Origin of the sequence: Acinetobacter sp. 40AMC3-4, assembly GCF_049898185.1 — a bacterium.
GTDB lineage: Bacteria > Pseudomonadota > Gammaproteobacteria > Pseudomonadales > Moraxellaceae > Acinetobacter.
Genome location: NZ_JAFCXG010000001.1, coordinates 274,328 through 291,690 on the forward strand (window position 1 = coordinate 274,328; position 17,363 = coordinate 291,690).

General features: G+C 42.4%; 19 protein-coding genes. 6 read left to right on the forward strand and 13 right to left on the reverse strand.

Annotation, left to right across the window (positions count from 1 at the left end; translation table 11 throughout):
- Positions 1-14: 14 nt before the first annotated feature.
- The gene (locus ACP7BU_RS01270; protein WP_425878183.1) at positions 15-1,226 is read left to right on the forward strand and encodes a YeeE/YedE family protein; all 1,212 of its coding nucleotides are present in this window, start codon (positions 15-17) and stop codon (positions 1,224-1,226) included.
- Positions 1,227-1,279: 53 nt separating this feature from the next.
- Here ACP7BU_RS01270 and ACP7BU_RS01275 read toward each other — a convergent pair whose 3' ends face one another.
- From ACP7BU_RS01275 to ACP7BU_RS01285, 3 genes are all read right to left on the reverse strand, one after another.
- Entirely contained in the window at positions 1,280-1,789 is a 510-nt protein-coding gene (locus ACP7BU_RS01275; RefSeq protein ID WP_425878181.1) for a hypothetical protein, read from the reverse strand.
- A 63-nt stretch (positions 1,790-1,852) separates the two neighbouring features.
- A complete protein-coding gene (locus ACP7BU_RS01280; RefSeq protein ID WP_004279976.1) occupies positions 1,853-2,632 on the reverse strand; it encodes a TIGR03915 family putative DNA repair protein in 780 nt (259 codons plus the stop codon).
- Positions 2,632-3,891, reverse strand: coding sequence for a putative DNA modification/repair radical SAM protein (locus ACP7BU_RS01285; protein WP_004646658.1), 1,260 nt, complete (start codon positions 3,889-3,891; stop codon positions 2,632-2,634). The genes ACP7BU_RS01280 and ACP7BU_RS01285 overlap by 1 nt, the downstream gene beginning before the upstream one ends.
- A 207-nt stretch (positions 3,892-4,098) precedes the next feature.
- Between ACP7BU_RS01285 and ACP7BU_RS01290 the strand changes: the two genes are divergently transcribed.
- On the forward strand, positions 4,099-5,142 hold the full coding sequence (locus tag ACP7BU_RS01290; RefSeq protein WP_425878178.1) for an NAD(P)H-dependent flavin oxidoreductase: 1,044 nt from the start codon (positions 4,099-4,101) through the stop codon (positions 5,140-5,142).
- Between the two features lie 54 nt (positions 5,143-5,196).
- Here the strand turns inward: ACP7BU_RS01290 and ACP7BU_RS01295 are convergent, their stop codons facing one another.
- Both ACP7BU_RS01295 and dusB read right to left on the reverse strand, forming a co-directional pair.
- Entirely contained in the window at positions 5,197-5,874 is a 678-nt protein-coding gene (locus ACP7BU_RS01295; protein WP_180038555.1) for a hypothetical protein, read from the reverse strand.
- A gap of 249 nt (positions 5,875-6,123) precedes the next feature.
- Positions 6,124-7,143 (reverse strand): tRNA dihydrouridine synthase DusB, encoded by a 1,020-nt coding sequence (gene dusB / locus ACP7BU_RS01300; protein WP_425878579.1) that lies wholly within the window; start codon positions 7,141-7,143, stop codon positions 6,124-6,126.
- Positions 7,144-7,272: 129 nt separating this feature from the next.
- On the opposite strand from dusB, the gene ACP7BU_RS01305 reads away from it, so the two are divergent.
- The 4 genes from ACP7BU_RS01305 to ACP7BU_RS01320 all read left to right on the forward strand — a co-directional run bounded on the left by ACP7BU_RS01305 (position 7,273) and on the right by ACP7BU_RS01320 (position 11,589).
- Positions 7,273-8,868, forward strand: a complete 1,596-nt coding sequence (locus tag ACP7BU_RS01305) for a tyrosine-type recombinase/integrase (protein WP_425878175.1) — start codon at positions 7,273-7,275, stop codon at positions 8,866-8,868.
- A gap of 46 nt (positions 8,869-8,914) precedes the next feature.
- Positions 8,915-9,514, forward strand: coding sequence for a hypothetical protein (locus ACP7BU_RS01310; RefSeq protein ID WP_425878173.1), 600 nt, complete (start codon positions 8,915-8,917; stop codon positions 9,512-9,514).
- Positions 9,515-9,739: 225 nt separating this feature from the next.
- Positions 9,740-10,297 carry a LexA family protein gene (locus ACP7BU_RS01315; RefSeq protein ID WP_044112759.1) on the forward strand — a complete coding sequence of 186 codons (558 nt, stop codon included), beginning with the start codon at positions 9,740-9,742 and terminating at the stop codon, positions 10,295-10,297.
- Positions 10,294-11,589, forward strand: a complete 1,296-nt coding sequence (locus ACP7BU_RS01320; protein WP_425878171.1) for a Y-family DNA polymerase — start codon at positions 10,294-10,296, stop codon at positions 11,587-11,589. The genes ACP7BU_RS01315 and ACP7BU_RS01320 overlap by 4 nt, the downstream gene beginning before the upstream one ends.
- A gap of 53 nt (positions 11,590-11,642) precedes the next feature.
- Here the strand turns inward: ACP7BU_RS01320 and ACP7BU_RS01325 are convergent, their stop codons facing one another.
- The 8 genes from ACP7BU_RS01325 to ACP7BU_RS01360 form a co-directional block, all read right to left on the reverse strand.
- Positions 11,643-12,218, reverse strand: coding sequence for a lysozyme (locus ACP7BU_RS01325; RefSeq protein ID WP_425878169.1), 576 nt, complete (start codon positions 12,216-12,218; stop codon positions 11,643-11,645).
- A complete protein-coding gene (locus ACP7BU_RS01330; protein WP_425878167.1) occupies positions 12,218-12,436 on the reverse strand; it encodes a hypothetical protein in 219 nt (72 codons plus the stop codon). The genes ACP7BU_RS01325 and ACP7BU_RS01330 overlap by 1 nt, the downstream gene beginning before the upstream one ends.
- A complete protein-coding gene (locus ACP7BU_RS01335; RefSeq protein WP_425878165.1) occupies positions 12,433-12,990 on the reverse strand; it encodes a coiled-coil domain-containing protein in 558 nt (185 codons plus the stop codon). Before ACP7BU_RS01335 ends, ACP7BU_RS01330 begins: the two co-directional genes overlap by 4 nt.
- A 61-nt stretch (positions 12,991-13,051) precedes the next feature.
- The gene (locus tag ACP7BU_RS01340; protein WP_425878577.1) at positions 13,052-13,285 is read right to left on the reverse strand and encodes a hypothetical protein; all 234 of its coding nucleotides are present in this window, start codon (positions 13,283-13,285) and stop codon (positions 13,052-13,054) included.
- Positions 13,278-15,365, reverse strand: coding sequence for a hypothetical protein (locus tag ACP7BU_RS01345; RefSeq protein WP_425878163.1), 2,088 nt, complete (start codon positions 15,363-15,365; stop codon positions 13,278-13,280). The genes ACP7BU_RS01340 and ACP7BU_RS01345 overlap by 8 nt, the downstream gene beginning before the upstream one ends.
- Before the next feature lie 17 nt (positions 15,366-15,382).
- The gene (locus ACP7BU_RS01350) at positions 15,383-15,769 is read right to left on the reverse strand and encodes a hypothetical protein (protein WP_425878161.1); all 387 of its coding nucleotides are present in this window, start codon (positions 15,767-15,769) and stop codon (positions 15,383-15,385) included.
- Positions 15,766-16,050, reverse strand: a complete 285-nt coding sequence (locus ACP7BU_RS01355) for a carboxypeptidase regulatory-like domain-containing protein (RefSeq protein WP_425878159.1) — start codon at positions 16,048-16,050, stop codon at positions 15,766-15,768. The genes ACP7BU_RS01350 and ACP7BU_RS01355 overlap by 4 nt, the downstream gene beginning before the upstream one ends.
- The gene (locus ACP7BU_RS01360) at positions 16,051-17,313 is read right to left on the reverse strand and encodes a hypothetical protein (RefSeq protein ID WP_425878158.1); all 1,263 of its coding nucleotides are present in this window, start codon (positions 17,311-17,313) and stop codon (positions 16,051-16,053) included.
- Positions 17,314-17,363: the final 50 nt, after the last annotated feature.

Genomic DNA, 17,363 nt, shown 5'->3' on the forward strand with positions numbered 1-17,363 from the left:
TAATTTAATCTCCCATGTCAGTCATTGTTGCTGCTTCCCAACGGTCGAATATTTCGGTCTGGGCAGCTTTTATCTTGCTTATCATAGGTACAATCGGTGCCTATCAAATCGTAGGCTTAAATCAGGCTCTATTATTCTTGATTGGTGGTGCACTGGGCATGACCCTGTACCATGCTTCATTTGGTTTTACTTCGAGCTGGCGTGTCTTTATCAAGGAACGTCGCGGCCGTGGTTTACGTGCACAAATGATTATGCTCGCTCTGGCGGTCCTGCTGTTTTTCCCGGCTTTAGGTGCAGGTGAATTATTCGGCAACCCAGTTAAAGGTAACGTTAATCCTGTTTCCATGTCAGTCATGATTGGTGCCTTTATTTTCGGTATCGGCATGCAACTTGGTGGCGGCTGTGCATCAGGTACGTTGTATACTGTAGGTGGCGGTAGCGCACGTATGCTGGTGACGCTCTTGTTCTTCTGTATCGGGTCTGTGATTGCGACCTCGCACCTTGACTGGTGGTTTGCCCTGCCACATCTTGAACCGATTTCACTGGTAGAAAGTTTAGGCGTTCTCCCTGGATTACTGTTGAGCTTTATCGTTTTTGCCATCATTGCTGCAGCAACAGTTTATTTCGAAAAGAAACGTCATGGCAGCCTGGAAATTGAGCCACGCAGTGAATATCAGGGCTGGAAGCGCTTTGTTCGTGGTCCATGGCCTTTGATTTGGGGCGGTATTATTCTGACCTTGCTCAACTTTGCTACGCTGGCACTCGCAGGTCGTCCTTGGGGCGTAACCTCTGCGCTGGCAGTTTGGGGTGCCAAAGGTGCTACGCTTGTGGGTGTTGATGTAGCTTCTTGGGATTATTGGCAAAAAGCAGGCAATGCCAAAGCACTGGCAGAATCATTATGGTTTGATATTACCTCAATGATGAACTTCGGTATCATGCTGGGTGCTTTGTTGGCAGCAAGTTTGGCAGGTAAATTTGCGCCGAATTTCAATATTCCAAAACGTTCACTGATTGCTGCTGTTGTAGGTGGCATAATGCTGGGCTACGGCGCACGCTTAGCTTATGGTTGTAATATCGGCGCATATTTCAGTGGGATTGCCTCTGGTAGTCTGCATGGCTGGTTATGGCTGGTCTTCGCTTTTATTGGTAACGGGATCGGGGTAAAACTTCGTCCGATTTTCTTCTCGGATGAAAAACCGCAGTCTGAAAAACTGACCGGTTGCTAATGCTTAAAATCAAAAAAGCCCATCTGTGATGGGCTTTTTTCTGGCTTTAGGATTTACAGCGCAGCTTTTAAATTACAGCCATAACCCATGGTCTGCTGGACCTGACGATAAGTCGTATAACGATCCAGAATAAAGGTATAAAAATGATCAGCGTCAGAGAAATTGGCTTTTAAATTTTCATTCTTGGCATTAGGCAGTTTAATGTCATCGACCAGTTCCAGATTGTAATGTCCCAAGCGGTACATATCGGCAAAATAACTATTCATCATATCGCAATAGGCAATTTTACTGGGTTTTAATGCCGTACTGCTAACGAGATGCTGGTTCAAGCTTTGCAGATTATTGACATCTAAAGGAAACTGGTGTGCGAAAGCAATGCTTTCGACTTTCTTAAATTTCTGAAAGTCTTGGGCTAACTGGACATTGAGTGCATCAAAACGTTGCTGCAGTTCCTGTGCGGTCTGAACCTGATATTTGGCTGGATCTACGACCGGTTTTTGTGGTTGTTCCGAACATGCAGTTAATCCAGTGAGCAGTGCTAATGACGTTAGCCATACCTTCATGTTTATACACTCAATTTAAATATACCAATGCTTATTATGCCTGAAAGCAGCTTGATGTACTGTTTAAAGTAATTTCTCATTCATATAACGCCAGTAGCGCTTTGGCACATATTGAATATGCAATTTCATGTTCTTGCGCGCCTGAATATTCACACTGTTAAAATAGTCTTTCCAGAGCTGATCATATAGCAGCTCTTGATCATCCAGTTCAATACTGAATGATTGACTATGACCAATCCGGATTTGTGGATCGATTATTTCAGCGTTCATCTCGACCTGATGCATCTGCCTTAAATCATAATAAATACCGTAATTACGCTGCTCGTCATAAATCAGCCAACTTTGATCCTGATAACGCTCCTGAAAATGTCGGGAAATAATCGGCAAGACATTAAAATCCGGTCTGACCAGACTCAGAAACAAACCATCTTTGGCTTTTTTAAAGCGTACAAAAGCCTCCATACGATGCTTTTCCCGCCCCACTTGCTTGGCCCATTGCGACATGCCGATCACCGCAGTATGACCATAATCTTTATCGACTGGACGCTGGTTTTGAAAGACATAGACTGCAAAATCAAAAAGAGTCTGGAACGCTGCTTCCTGCTCTGACAAAAACGTATAGTAAAAAGCACGCAAACTGCTGGAAGATACTTTCTGCTTTAATCCCTGCCACACCCGCTGCCCATGCTGATCATTAGAGGCCACATGGATAAATTCATCAAATAAACCTGTTTGTGCTTGAGGATTGGCCGTCACTATCACGTTAAATTCTTTAAACTCGAAAGCACGAAATACACAACTGAGCAGACCAGTCATGCTGCCATCAAAACAGTAACTTGCCACTAGAAACCAAATCCTAATTGAGGTGAAAGTTGCTGCTGATATTTGGATTGCCCTGACATCAAAATTTGCTGGCGAATCTGATGGGCGTGCTGATCTTTCTTAAATTTCGGTGTATCCGCACAGCGAATAAAATGCTGCGCCCGGTTATAAGCCACGCCCATGCGCCTTAGCTGGTCAATATGAATCTGTCCAAAACGGCGTGCCTGTACAATTTTCTGGGCAGAACGCACGCCTATGCCGGGTACCCGTAGAATCATTTTATAGTCGGCACGGTTAATATCGACTGGAAAGGCTTCAGAATGACGCAAGGCCCAACTGAGTTTAGGATCAATCTCCAGCTCCAGATTCGGATGCTGATCATCGACAATTTCATCAGCAGCAAAGCCATAAAAACGCATCAGCCAGTCAGATTGATACAGACGGTTTTCTCTTAATAATGGCGGTGCTGAGCCGATAGCAGGTAAGGCTTTATCTTCAGGATTAATCGGGATATAGCCAGAGAAATACACCCGCTTCAGCTTAAATTCCTTGTAATGCCGGTCAGCCATTAAAATAATGTCCTGATCGGTTTCACTATGCGCGCCCACCACCATTTGTGTAGTTTGTCCGGCAGGTACAAATTTTGGAACGGACTTGATCAGCTTGCGTTCATCTTTGAGCTGGATCAACCGGTCACGCACAATGCCCAAGTCTTTTTGTACTTCGGCATGGGTTTTCTCAGGCGCAAATTTTTGCAGTCCCGCCTCCGTCGGCATTTCCAGATTAATACTCATACGATCGACATACAGTCCAGCTTCGGTAATGATCTCCTGTGATGCACCCGGAATAGTTTTCAGATGGATATAGCCATTAAAGTTTTCTTCGAGTCTAAGTTTTTTGACCACCTGCAGCATCCGTTCCATGGTGTGATCGGCCGATTTAAAAATCCCCGAACTGAGAAACAGACCCTCAATATAATTACGCCGATAAAAATTCATGGTCAGATCCACGACTTCCTGCACGGTAAATGCAGCACGCTGGACGTCATTGGAACGGCGCGAAACACAATAGGAACAGTCAAAAATACAGACATTAGAGAACAGAATTTTCAATAAGGACACACAGCGGCCATCTTCGGTATAACTATGACAGATGCCATTCCCGGTATTGCCCACGCCCTTGTCTTTATTTTTACGGTTGCTACCGCTGGATGAGCACGACACATCATACTTGGCAGCATCGGCTAAAATTTGCAGTTTTTCACGGATACGATCAGACATGAGCTCAAAAAATATTTGACCAAAAGGCTATTATAAGGTGTTCAATTCTAGGCTAATAAAAGTTCTATCTTTTTGGCGACGTAGCGTGTCGCAAGAAATGTAAATAACACGTAACCCATGCTGCAGTATTTCAAAATAAAATAACCAATATGATTTGCTTAATTTTGTGCTCAAAGGCAAAGTAAAAGCATAACAAGGAGCAAATCTATGTCTTTATTAGAAAATCTCGGAATTAAACATCCTATTTTCTTGGCACCGATGGCAGGTGTCTCTACGCCCGAGCTTGCTGCCGAAGTGTCCAATCAGGGCGGCTTGGGTTCACTGGGTCTGGGGGCCAGCAGTATTGATGCAGCGCGACAACAGATTTTAAAGACTCAAGAACTGACAGATTGCCCTTTTCAGGTTAATTTTTTCTGTCATGACACTGTTCCTGTAGATGAGGCTGTAGCGCAGGCATGGATTGCACAGTTTAAAGATAAATTTGCCGAATATGGCGCTCAGGCACCAGATCATTTGGAGTGTATTTATCCGAGTTTTAAAGACAATGATGACTTTCTGAATCTGGTATTAGAAATCAAACCGCGAGCAGTCAGCTTTCATTTTGGGATTCCACATCCGCATCAGATTCAAGCCCTAAAACAGGCCGGGATTCTGACCATGGTATCTGCCACCAATTATGCCGAAGCTAAAGCCATTGAAGCAGCCGGAATTGATATCATTATTGCGCAGGGTATTGAGGCTGGTGGCCATCGCGGGATTTTCTCGACCAAGTTTGATGCTTCAGTCAAAACCTCCAATCTGGTGAAGCTGATCAAACAGCATTCTTCCTTGCCGATTGTAGCGGCAGGCGGGATTATGACGGGTGAGCAAGCGCGTCAAATGATGGATTTCGGTGCAGATGCCGTGCAACTTGGGACTGCATTTGTGCAGTGTAAATCTTCTAATGCCAATGATGCCTATCGTAAAGCCTTATTTTCCAAGCCACTCACTCAGGTGAGTGCCAGTATTTCCGGTCGTCCTGCACGCGGCATCATTAACCACTGGCATATTGAAGTGGATACACCCGATCGGCTGGATGTTCCGGCTTATCCATATACTTATGATCTGGCCAAGCAATTACATGCTGCTGCTGCCAAACATGGGGATCAAGGTTATGGTGCATTCTGGGCAGGTTCGAACGTGGCACAGATTCGTGAAATGGAAGCTTCCGATCTGATTAACCAGCTCGTACTGGAAATGAAGCATCTTTAATTATTGAATCATAAAAAAACCTCTCACATGGAGAGGTTTTTAATTTATCTAGAATTAGCGTGTGACACGATGCCAGGCATCTTTAACTGCAAATTTAGCTTCTTCCCAGTTGAGGCGGGACTCACCTTTTAACTGTTCCCATTTGGTACGCAGTTCAGGTTCAGCACGATCAAAATCCGTATCATGCTCATACATTGGACGGTTTTCATAACCGACTCGATAAGCACCGCGATAATCACGATCATAATCTAGATCGCCATATGTGCTACGCGTTTCATTAAAATACGGGCGATTATGATACTCATCTCTCCAGTAATTATCTTCTGCACTCAAATGATCTGGATGTCGATAATTATTTGCCTCAGGCAAGTTCTCTGGATGCTGGTAATTATCTGTCTGCTTCCCATGATCAGACGTTGCAATGTCATTACCTGCAATACCGCCAACCACTCCACCGATAATACCACCCACCACTGCACCTGGAGGGCCACCCACCAGACCTGCAACTGCGCCTACAGCCGCTCCGCCCAAAGTACCGGCACTGGTCGCAGCCAGATTATCTTCACCTTCATTCATGTCTGGAACACGAGGATTATCTTTCACGGGTGTATTCAAATCTGGACGCGCATTGGTATCAGTCGGATTGATATTCAGGCCTTCACTGCGTTCTTGTGGCAATTCCGTTGACGTTTTATGGCTAAACTCTGTGACTGGACGATTGGTATTTGTCATTACAGATCTCCCTCAATGATGACGATAAACAAAATGGATCACATCTGGTTTATATCTGGATAGGTTCATCATAGAGGAAGCTTGAGTAAGCAATGTCCAAGTCCTGTCCAGTTTAAGTGAACAAACTGTGCTGCTATGTATTAGACAGGCTGAAGTGTAAACAGAATGCAAAAATCCGCCTGCTCAAGATAAAAAAGGTAGGGATTTCATGCAAAAAATATTACATGATTCGCTGAATTGTGCCCGCCATCACTTGGTTTCCAGTAAATTCACTTGCTCGGCTTGTACATCATTCATGGTTAAACCATGTTCTAGCAGTGCATTAAAATAATCTTCTACCACACGATACTGGTCAGCGGTATTTTCTACCTGATACATGTTCTGGCGAAACTCGTTGCTAGAACGCAGACCTTTGGTGTACCAGGCAATATGTTTACGGGAAATCCGGCAGCCGGAATATTCGCCATAGAACTCGTATAATTCTGTCAAATGTCCCAGTAGCACATCTTTCACTTCTGTAATACTTGGTGCATCAAGATATTGACCGGTTTTTAAATAATGGGCAATTTCACGAAAAATCCAGGGCCGACCTTGTGCTGCACGACCAATCATAATTGCGTCTGCACCGGTATAATCCAGCACGTATTTGGCTTTTTCAGGACTGTCGATATCACCGTTAGCAATCACGGGAATATTCAACATTTCCTTTACGTCTTTGATTAAAGAATAACGCGCGGTATTCAGGTACATATCTTCACGGGTACGGCCATGTAAAGCTAGCGCTGCAATTCCGGCTTGTTCAGCACGTTTAGCGACACGCATAATATTTTCCTGACCGTTCAAATAACCAAGACGGGTTTTTAAGGTCACTGGCACATCAACTGCAGCCACAACTGCATCCAGAATACGCGCAACTAGATCTTCATCCTGCAATAAAGCAGAACCGGCGAGTCGGTTACAGACCTTTTTGGCTGGGCAGCCCATATTAATATCAACAATTTGCGCACCATTGGCCACCTGATAACGTGCCGCTTCAGCCAGATCATGGGGATCTGAACCAGCAATCTGCGCTGAAATCGGTGCCAGCTCTCCATCAAAATTGGCACGATATAAGCTCTTTTTACTCATGCGCAAAGTTTTGTCAGATGTCATCATTTCACTGACCGCATGGCCTGCACCAAAGTATTTGCACAAGGTTCTAAACGGACGATCGGTCACACCTGCCATGGGGGCCACCCAAAGCTTCCTATCTATTGATCTTCCAAACAATTCTTCAATTACATTGTTTTTGCTCAAAATCTTTAACCTCGTTTAACTTCGTTTAGTCGCTTCGTATTGACTTTTAGTGTCCTTTGATTGCACCCTACTTGCACCCCAATATTTTAATGGTGCAAATTTATGGGAACAGTCACTAAGCGACAAACAAAAGACGGCACAACCCGGTATAGAGCTCAAGTCCGTGTACAACGTCAAGGCTACCCTGAATTTAAACAATCCAAGACTTTCAGCAAAAAGTCATTAGCTGAGGACTGGATCAAACGCACGGAAGCAGAAATCGAATTGCACCCTGAAAAAATGTTGAATCCGGCGGTGCAAATAAAGCACAAAACGCTCAGGGAGTTCATTTATCAGTATTTGGAAGAAGCGGACAGCTTTGCCAGAACAAAAACAGGAGCACTACAGCACATCGCTAGTTTAGATATTTCTGAGAAGAATATCTATTCTTTAACACGACAAGACTTTTCTGATTATGCAATTATGCGAAGAAAAGGCGATCCAGTTAAAGGAACTGATGGTGTTGCACCTGCCACCATCTTAAAGGACTTAAGCCATATCAAGGCTGTCATCGTTCATGCAGAGTTTGTATGGGGCGAACCCTTGGAGACTGTGCTAATCGAATTTGAAAAAGCCATGATTGGTTTACAGAAGTCTCGCATCGTGACCAGATCTAAACAGCGTGACCGCTTGCCTACGGCGGAAGAACTTCAAATGCTGACCAACTATTTCTATAAAAGCTGGAAACGGGTCAAGAACTCCACACCTATGCATCTGATTATGTGGTTTGCACTCTACACTGCCCGTCGTGAAGATGAGCTGTGTTCATTGCGGCTGGATGATTACGATGATCTGAATTGTCAGTGGTTAGTCAGAGATGCTAAGAATCCGAATGGATCCTTGGGTAATCATAAGTATGCTCACATGGAACCAAGAGCCATCAATATGATTGATGAGTTTATGAAACCAGAAGTCCGAGATCGAATGCTTGCCTTGGGATATGACAAGAATCTTTTAATTCCAGTGAATACGCGTACCGTGTCGACTTACTTTACCCGGGCATGTAATGCGTGTGGTATTAGCGATTTGCGCTTCCATGATTTACGCCATGAAGCTGCGACCCGTTATGCAGAAGATGGCTTTACCATTCCTCAGCTGCAGACTATCACTCTTCATGAATCATGGAATACCCTTAAGCGATATGTGAATCTTAAAAAACGCGGTACCCGATTAGAGTTTGAGGAAGCGATCCGTGTTGCGGAAGATAACTATAATAGTTATTACAAAGAATGGAGTAAAAAACAGCGCTACATGGCATTGGTGGATAAAGATGATGCCTTTGAAGATGAAAGTGAAATTAATGTTGAATTTGATTTCATTAAAAAGCACCTGGATGTATTCATTGAGATTCACCAAAACAATAAATACTTTAAACGCCTGCATGTAAATAAGTTAAATAGCAATAATCCATTCGCCTGGGATAATTCAAATAAACGTTTTGTAGCTCATGATATCCAATTAGCTTGGGAAGACTGGTTTACTGAGAATGGAAAAGTAGACTGGGTTGAGTTACCGGAAGGAAGTACACATTTTGGTATCAAGGATCTGACTATAGTGAAGAAACTTAAAACCCGTACTTATGTATGGGAGACATCTATTCAAGGCTGGATAGATAGTTTTGGACAATATGTGATTGATGATAAGCATCTTGGAAAATAAAGATGATGCAGGATTGGGCTGATATTGTGGATGGGTGGAAGGAGTGATGAGTATATCAAAACTGGCATCTACAGTAATTTTAGCAACATCGTTTGCTACGATATTTCTTTTTGCGTTTATTTTTTACTTGTTTGGTGGCGAGGATAGTGCTCTAAAAGATGCACTATCAATGACTGCTAGTTTCTTTGGTGGAATTGCAACTCTCGTGGCTGCTTATATTGCTACGCAGTTATTTAATGATTGGAAGGATCAGGAAAAATACAGAATTACATCCAGTCTAGCTCTGGATTGTCTGAAAGACTACTTATCAGCTAAAGACATGTTATTTTTTTACTTATTTCAGCATGTTTATAATACCCCAGCCATCACCTATAAAGATCTTGATAATTTTTTCTTTCAAACAAATCATAAAATCACCACTCTTAATGAGATTCTTGGAAGGCTTAAAAAAGCTGAAATCGATAAAGAGATAGTTGATTCTTTCTATCTGAAAAACTATTTAGAGATTGCCAAATATATAAGTAGTACTGAAATGCTTAAACAATATAGTAATAATGAGCTCAAAGATTATCACGAGAAGTTCATAAATAACGAAAAAATGAAACTCCTGCCTCATAAATTATTGGACATATTAAAAATTGACTAATCTCGATCCCCACACTCACATTCGTCGTAATCGAATGAGCTGTGCAGCTCTGACTAAGAGTCTTTACCAAGTCAATTAGTACTGTAACCGTTCATCCGAAATATCATAATTTTGCGTCACTCTATGACGCATCTTTGAATTTAAAAGATTTATTTTATTTGTTTGATTTTTATCGAGTCTTTACAATCTTGATTATTGTTACAAAAATCAAGGAGTCGTAAAGTTATGAACAGTACTCATGGGGGTTTTCGAGCCGGGGCAGGTCGAAAAAAGTCTGAAGAGACTAAAGTTATTCGAGTGCCTGAATCTAAAATTCTTGATATCAAAGAATACCTAGAATCTCTTAAAAAAGAAAATGAAATTAGTGATATCCGTCAGTTTGATCCTGTCACAAAAATAGAAATACCCTTGGCAACCGAACGCGTTCAAGCTGGATTCCCCTCGCCCGCTCAAGATTATATTGATAAAAAAATCGATCTGAATGAGTACCTCATTAATAATGCGAATGCTACTTTTATTGTTCGTGCGGATTCTCTTTCTATGCTAAATGCAGGAATTGATATTAATGACGCCTTGGTTGTAGATCGCAGTATTCAGGCTAGGCATAGAGATATTGTGATTGCCAGTATCGATAATGAATTGACAGTGAAACGGCTAATTATTGATGCGAAAGGTTGCTGGTTGAAAGCTGAGAATGAGGGTTATCCAGATATTCATCCCCAAGAAGGTCAGCAGTTTGAAATCTGGGGTGTAGTCACAAATGTAATCAAGAAATTCAGATGAGCTATAACAATCAAATATACGCGCTCATTGATGTAAATAATTGCTATGTAAGCTGTGAGCGCCTATTTAATCCTAAACTTAAAGATGTGCCGGTCATTGTTCTTTCAAATAACGACGGCTGTGCAGTTGCACGTTCCCAAGAAGCAAAAGATCTTGGTATTAAGATGGGTGTTCCCCTATTCCAGGTTAGAGATATTGTCGAAAAACATAATGTACAGGTACTTTCGAGTAACTATGCTTTGTATGCTGAAATGTCTCAACGTTTCCATTCGATTCTGGCTGATTACGTGGCGCCAGGTGAGCAGGAAGTTTATTCGATTGATGAGTGCTTTTTAAGGCTTACTGCCTATTCTGAAAATTATGACCTGGTTGAATATGCGCAAAATATGCGACAGCGGATCTTGCAGTGGATCGGATTACCGGTTTGTGTCGGTATTGGTCGATCAAAGACCGAAGCAAAGCTTGCCAATCATATGGCTAAAAAAGCAAAACGCTTCAATGGTGTTTGTGATCTGGTTTCTATGGATCCTAAACATCGTGATTATTTTTCTAGTCTGATTGATGTCTCCGAAGTTTGGGGAGTGGGTCGTCAGCATAGTAAAAAACTAAAAAGCTTAGGTGTTAATACTGTTCTTGATTTAGCTAGGTCTAATTCACATCAAATGGGAAAACTATTTTCTGTGGTGATGCAGAGAACTGTAATGGAGCTACAAGGCATTTCCTGTATTGAGGTTGAGTCCGCACCGGCAACCAAAAAGCAGATTATTTCATCACGCTCATTTGGCGCTCGGGTAATAGATATCCAATCATTATCTGAAGCAATGAGTGATTATCTACAGAATGCCATTAAGCGGTTAAGAGAGGATGAATCTCTTTGTGGTTGTGTGATTGCTTTTGCCCAGTCCAATCCTTTTGACAAGAACAGACCTTTCTATAACAAGTCGATCAATATCGGATTTACTGAGCCGACTGACTGTGCTGCGGTTATGAACCGGGCTGTAATGAAGCGAATGAATGAGCTGTTTCAAGAAGGAATCGAGTTTAAGAAATGTGGTGTGATATTGACCGCAATCGAGCCAAAATCGACATACATATATGACCTTCTATCTGATAGTACTCAAATAGAGAAAAATGAGAAACTTCAATCTGCCCTTGAGCAGGTTAAGGTGAGATTTGGAGATAAGAAAATAGCAATTGGCCCATGCAAAATGCATGGTCGCGCATGGGCAATGGCCAGACAAAACCTGACTCAGAACTATTTTAGTTGGGAAGGGATTCTGAGGATTAATTAATAACCAGTCACTTATTTTAATGATAAACAATGCCCTCATTTGAGGGCATTTATCTATTTTAAGAATAAAGCCCTTTCTGCAGCTCGGCGATTCACCAGACCCTGCATGCGTTTGCCGCCGGCATTAACCCAAACATTAAATTGATTGGCGGCAGCCTTATAATTTCCCTCATTCAATCGTTTGACTAAGGTGGATTTTTTAAAGGCTGTAGCACCAATATTGTAGGCCAGTGAGACCAAAGCATCGAACTGATTCTGATTGATTGAAACATTGACCGCATCATTAACAGTTCGCTCAAAATCTTTCAGATCGTTCTGCATATAAGCTTTAGCTTCATCCAGTGTGCAGGTATCCCCTTTTTTAACACGAATGCCATTCGGATACTTTGTGGTGCCGAAACCAATGGTCCATACACCAACGCCATCATCATACGCTTTGAGTTCTAGACCCTCAAAATTGCACATCAAGTCAATACCACTTGGACTGACCCGCATTTCATCCGTGGCAATACCCAGCATACTGGTGACATCATCGTAAGCAGTTGCAATTAACTTATCAGCAGCATCGACCTGTTTTTGAGAGAGTTTGCCGCCACTGATCTTTCGCAAGAAATCAAAAATATGTTTCATTATGAACCACCCTTAACTTTAGGCTGTGCAATCTTACGGCCAACGTACGCCAGTGCAGGTAAAACTACAGAAAGCAAAATAGCATGGTATTCAGTCGGAATGAGCTGTGTGTTGATGCCTTCTTGAATTAAAATAGGAAGAACGCCCAATAAAAAAGCTCCGATAATTGGGAGCTTTACAGATAGATATTTCCAGACATTTTCGGGGATGAATTTCATTTTTCCTCTCTCATGTTTCGTTCATAAAGTTTGTTGCGGATTTCTTCAACCGTTCTTAAGAGTTGGTCAGATTGTTTTTCAAGAACTTGGATGCTCTGGGTGTTGGTCATGGTTTGAGTGTTTACCGTGTCTGTTTTTCCGGTCTGAGTGTTCCAGGCAACTACAAATAATCCAGCTAAAAAGATGCCACCAAAGCGCACAAGATTGGTAATACTATCGATTTTGGTTTTACTCTCATGAAGCACCCTAATCTGCATATCCATTTCTTTGAACTTCGGATCAATCTCATTTCGGACTTGTTTGATCTCGCTTTTAAAGTTTGACTTGGCTCGATCCAGATCATCTTGCAGATTGTCCCGAGTCTGAGTTAAATCATTCCGGGTCTGCTGATGTTCCTTATTGAGCTGCTCTAACTGCATATTCATGCGGTCAAGTTTTTGGGGCATTTCAGCGAGCTTGTCCATATTTTTGGATATGTCGCTGATCTTGTCTGAGATAGCAAGCAGCTGCCCTGCTGTCGCTATTGGCGGATCAGATGAATAGTCATTGGACATTGCGCCCCCTAAATTTTGGTAATAAAAAAGCACCTAAAAAGGTGCAGTTGTTTGGTTAAGTTTAGACTTCTATTTCTGAGTGCTGACCAGTTGGTGCCGGCCTTAAAATCACTTGATTGGAAACAAATACTCTGGCACCCAGGTTATAAGCTGTGCCAGATGTGCAAAGTACTGGACCAGATCCCCCATCAATCTGTACCCGATACTCTGGATGCTTCACTGAGGTGATGGTGCCAATGTATTCGGCATGAGTTGGATTAAGCAGCTTGCGCAGTTCAAATAAAGGATTAGTCACGGCTAATACGCTCCACGGTAATGGTTTCATTGACCTTTTCATGCGAAAAACTTCCACTCACCCCATCAATCACGCCCCACCACTGGCCATTAAAGGCAATCGTTTTTCCGGGCAGCATCTCGCCAATTTCCGAACTCACTGGAATATCTGAGAAAGTATGCAACTCCTGAATATTGGCTTTCACCAACTCATTTTTGCCGTAACTGGCACCAGACACTACATTGAATAATGGTCCTGTAACCGTTTCCAGCGGAACATCACCAGAGGTACCACGTTGCTGTACTTTCAGGCTTTCACCACTACGACTATTCACCACTGTGATGGCATTAAAGTCGGCAATGTATTCATCGTTCTGCTTGATGTTCTGCTGCATCACCAAACTTTCAGATAATAGAATGTCGTAATCATCCACGGCCATCGTATCCCAATAGCCTTTCTGGTACCGAGGTAAAATAGTCAGTGTATTGCCTGCTTTCTGGCTATAAATAAAGCCGCCGCCTGCATCAACCACCTGCTTTATTGCATCAATTGGTGCTAGTTCTGCATAACTCAGGCTCTCAATCGGTACGATCCAACCCAACTCATCGATAAGCCTCCAATCTAAGTTGGTACCGCTATTTGTCCGATCAATTTCAGCCTGAACCAGTTGAACAGATGTGCGTTCGTTATCCTGGATAAACGAACGTAAAGGCGCATATTTATCCGAGTTTAGAGCTGTGACACTTCGACCCGGGTAAGTATAGAGCACACTGGCAAAGCGCCGGGTTTCTTCTGGATCTTCCAATAAAATATGATGCTCGAACCCATTGAGCATTATCTTAAGAATCACTGGCAGACCATTAATTGGCTGCAGTTTATCTTTCTCGGTATGAGCCACAGTAATCGAGTAAGTCCAGCACCATTGAGACCGGCTGGTACTATAAGTACCCTCCATGACTTTAATCTTCTCGCCAGTATCCAATCGTTCGGCTGTTAATGTGTTCACGATATACCACCAGTTCCTTTTTGGCAGTGCAGGAATACAGTCATCTGCACCAAAATTTAAAACAACATTGTGTGAATCAACGTCATGACAGAGACAGACAAAATTTAAATCACCTGTGCCTTCGTATTTGGGTATTTCAGGCTTTGGCCAAGGTTGAACCGGATGCTTGCGGTAATGAATCGCTTTGGCCTGATCCCAAGGCAAATCCGACTTGGTGATAATCTCAAGGCTTTTATCCCACTCAAATGAAAAGCGATGCTCAAATACTTGAGCCACTTCATGTGAATAAGTAAAAGTCTTGCGCCTACGAATCATTTCTTGCCAGACGGTTTCTCGGTTATGGCGCAGTTTGATTGTTTCTTGATGCGCATAGCGCTGATGAATAAAGCGCTTATCAGCTTCCTCCCAGATCACGTACGCATCAGAACTCAAACCAGTGGCTTGCTCATGAATGGATCTAACCACCCGGGTTAATGACCCTGCTTGCTCATGCCAAAAATCTACCTGATTAGAAATCACCAAGCCTTGATCATAAAAAAGAGCCTCATTTGAGACTCTTAATATTGGCTTGGCCCACGGTATTTCTGTGGTGCTCAAGGCTGCGATAGCCTTCTGATATCGCATATCAAAACCATAAGACACTCCGACCAGATGATTAATATCGAATAACGCTTTAACCTCAAATTGAAATTCAGTATCTAAAATGGTATCAATTGTGCACAGATTTTCACTAAATACTGCTTCAACCTCAAAGCTAAAGCTCGTATCTAAAACAGTATCGATTTGGCCAATGACATCAGTATTCTCACTAAATACAGCAACTACATCAAAGCTGAAATCAGTGTCGAGTACCGTGTCTATGACTGCAGTATTTGCACCACTGTCGGCATAAACTGCGGTGACTTCAAATGAGAATTCAGCATCGAATACAGTATCGATTGCTGCAGAAACATCATCCCCAAAGTTGAGATTAGTCGAGCCGTCGGCCAGATGCTCAAAATTTAGAATGATGTTGTGGCTGTCGGTATTATCAGGCTTAAAATTTAAGTTTAGGTTGTGAGCATCAACGGTGCCGAGCTTATTTTTAAAATCCACATGAGCACCTTTTTAATTTAAGGTCTGAGTTTTATCGATTGGATAGACAAGGTACCACCCACGACCAGATTAGTATTCGCCAGGGTGATGTCTGTTCCCACGGTTAGATCTGCAGCTACTTCACCAGCACCATTATAAATACGCGCCCAGGTGGCGGTCCCTGTTTTGATCACCGTTGCGGTATCTGTTGGGTGAAGCTCTACATATGCTGCTGTGGTTTCTTTGATACAAGGCTCCGGAAATGTGAGTGTCACCAAGGCACTGTTCGCATCTGCTGCAATAGCAGGACTGGCAGGCTGCACACCCTCATAAAAAATAACGGTAGCACTTTGGCTACCGTTATCCATAAAATTTGCAAAGGCTTGAATCATGGCAAGCCGAGCACTAGTAGATGTTTTACTCATTTTGGCACCACGTTATCTTGGATGACTGCGTTGTAATGACTTGCGGGATCATGTGCAACAACAAAAAAAACCATGTTGCCAAGATTTGAAAATGTGTACTTACCGTTGTGATCTGTCACAACATCCTGAATTATCGCGCCGCTCAGTTTCTCAAAAATCCTTACCCTACAAGGTATTGATATTCCATTCTTTTTAACAAAACCTTGAACTTTCAGATGTGATGATAGATCAATTGATATGCCATCTTTTCTTGCACCAAAATCAACCAAAGTAACAATCACTTAAGATTCTCCTAAGTCAAAAACCACCTGCCCTAAGTGTGGGGCTGTGTCGCTATCGTGATCTGCGTGTATATTTTTGGCAATAAATAATCTTCCTGCGGAGTTAATACGCTGCAAGTCTGCAAAAGGTTTTGCTTTTAACAGCCATTTCACAATTGGCAATTCGCCTCGAATTACAGTTGCTTCATTGATGATAAGCGGAAAAAATGGCGTTTTTGTATTTGTGATGTAGTTAGATAACCCACTTCTCATGGGTGTCACACCAGTTTCAAGTGAGCTGATGCGCGCAGAAGTATAAGCGTCGACTTGGTTTGATCTGCGCTGAAGTAAGAGTGTTGATATTGAGCTTGATCCAAGTGCAATAAATTGAGCTGAACGCCCATCTGCGCTTGCTGCCGCATACCTCAGTGATGACGATAAGAAGTTACTTGCAGAATCCACATCCAAAAAAGTATTAAATGCACCAAATCCATAGCACAGAGCGTGATTATTATTATTAACAACACATGGCAAGAAATAAAATGTATTTTTGTCACCAACAATTAAATAAGCTCTATTTCCATTCTCGGGCTCAAAAACATCATTTGATGTTGCATACCCCATCATTTCACGTGTTGATTTAGCATAATACCACTTTGACCAACCATTAATGGCTGCCGATCCTGTGCCTGTGCCCACCCAGTTTTTACCTGGATTGGCACTATCATACGGAGCTTGCACACCCAGCATCGTATCAATATCAGTCATATCTTCTACAATACCGACTTTTGCATACTTCGCATAAGTTGCTGTGTATGTAGGATCCAACTCATCAACGACACGCAAAAAAGGTCGGCTTGGTAAAAGTAAATTTGCAGACCGGTATGCTGCTTTTCCTCCCGTGTTTCCAAATGGCTTTTCCCACCCTAGTGGCGGTAATGATGCATTAATAGTGCCTGTAGTAGTGCTTGTACTTGGTGCCACTGCAAGTTCAAAAGTCACACTCTGCGCATTCGGTACTGTTAAAATTCGATGCTCACCATTAAACTCAGATTGCGCAGCACCTGTGATTTTAATCACCTGATATTGCATCAGGTTATGGGTTGTGCTGAATGTAGCGGTTACTGTTGTGCCTGATGCTGTCAGTGATGATACTGTGCCAATATTAATGCCATTTATCAGGCAAGGATCCAATACATTAATCATCGAGCCATAAGCATTTTGCAGTTGTGGTGCATTGTTATTGGTATGCATATAAAATTTAATATCTGTACTTGCGACCATTTTTAATACTCATAAAAAAGACCGCATATAGCGGTCATATTTGAATTAAT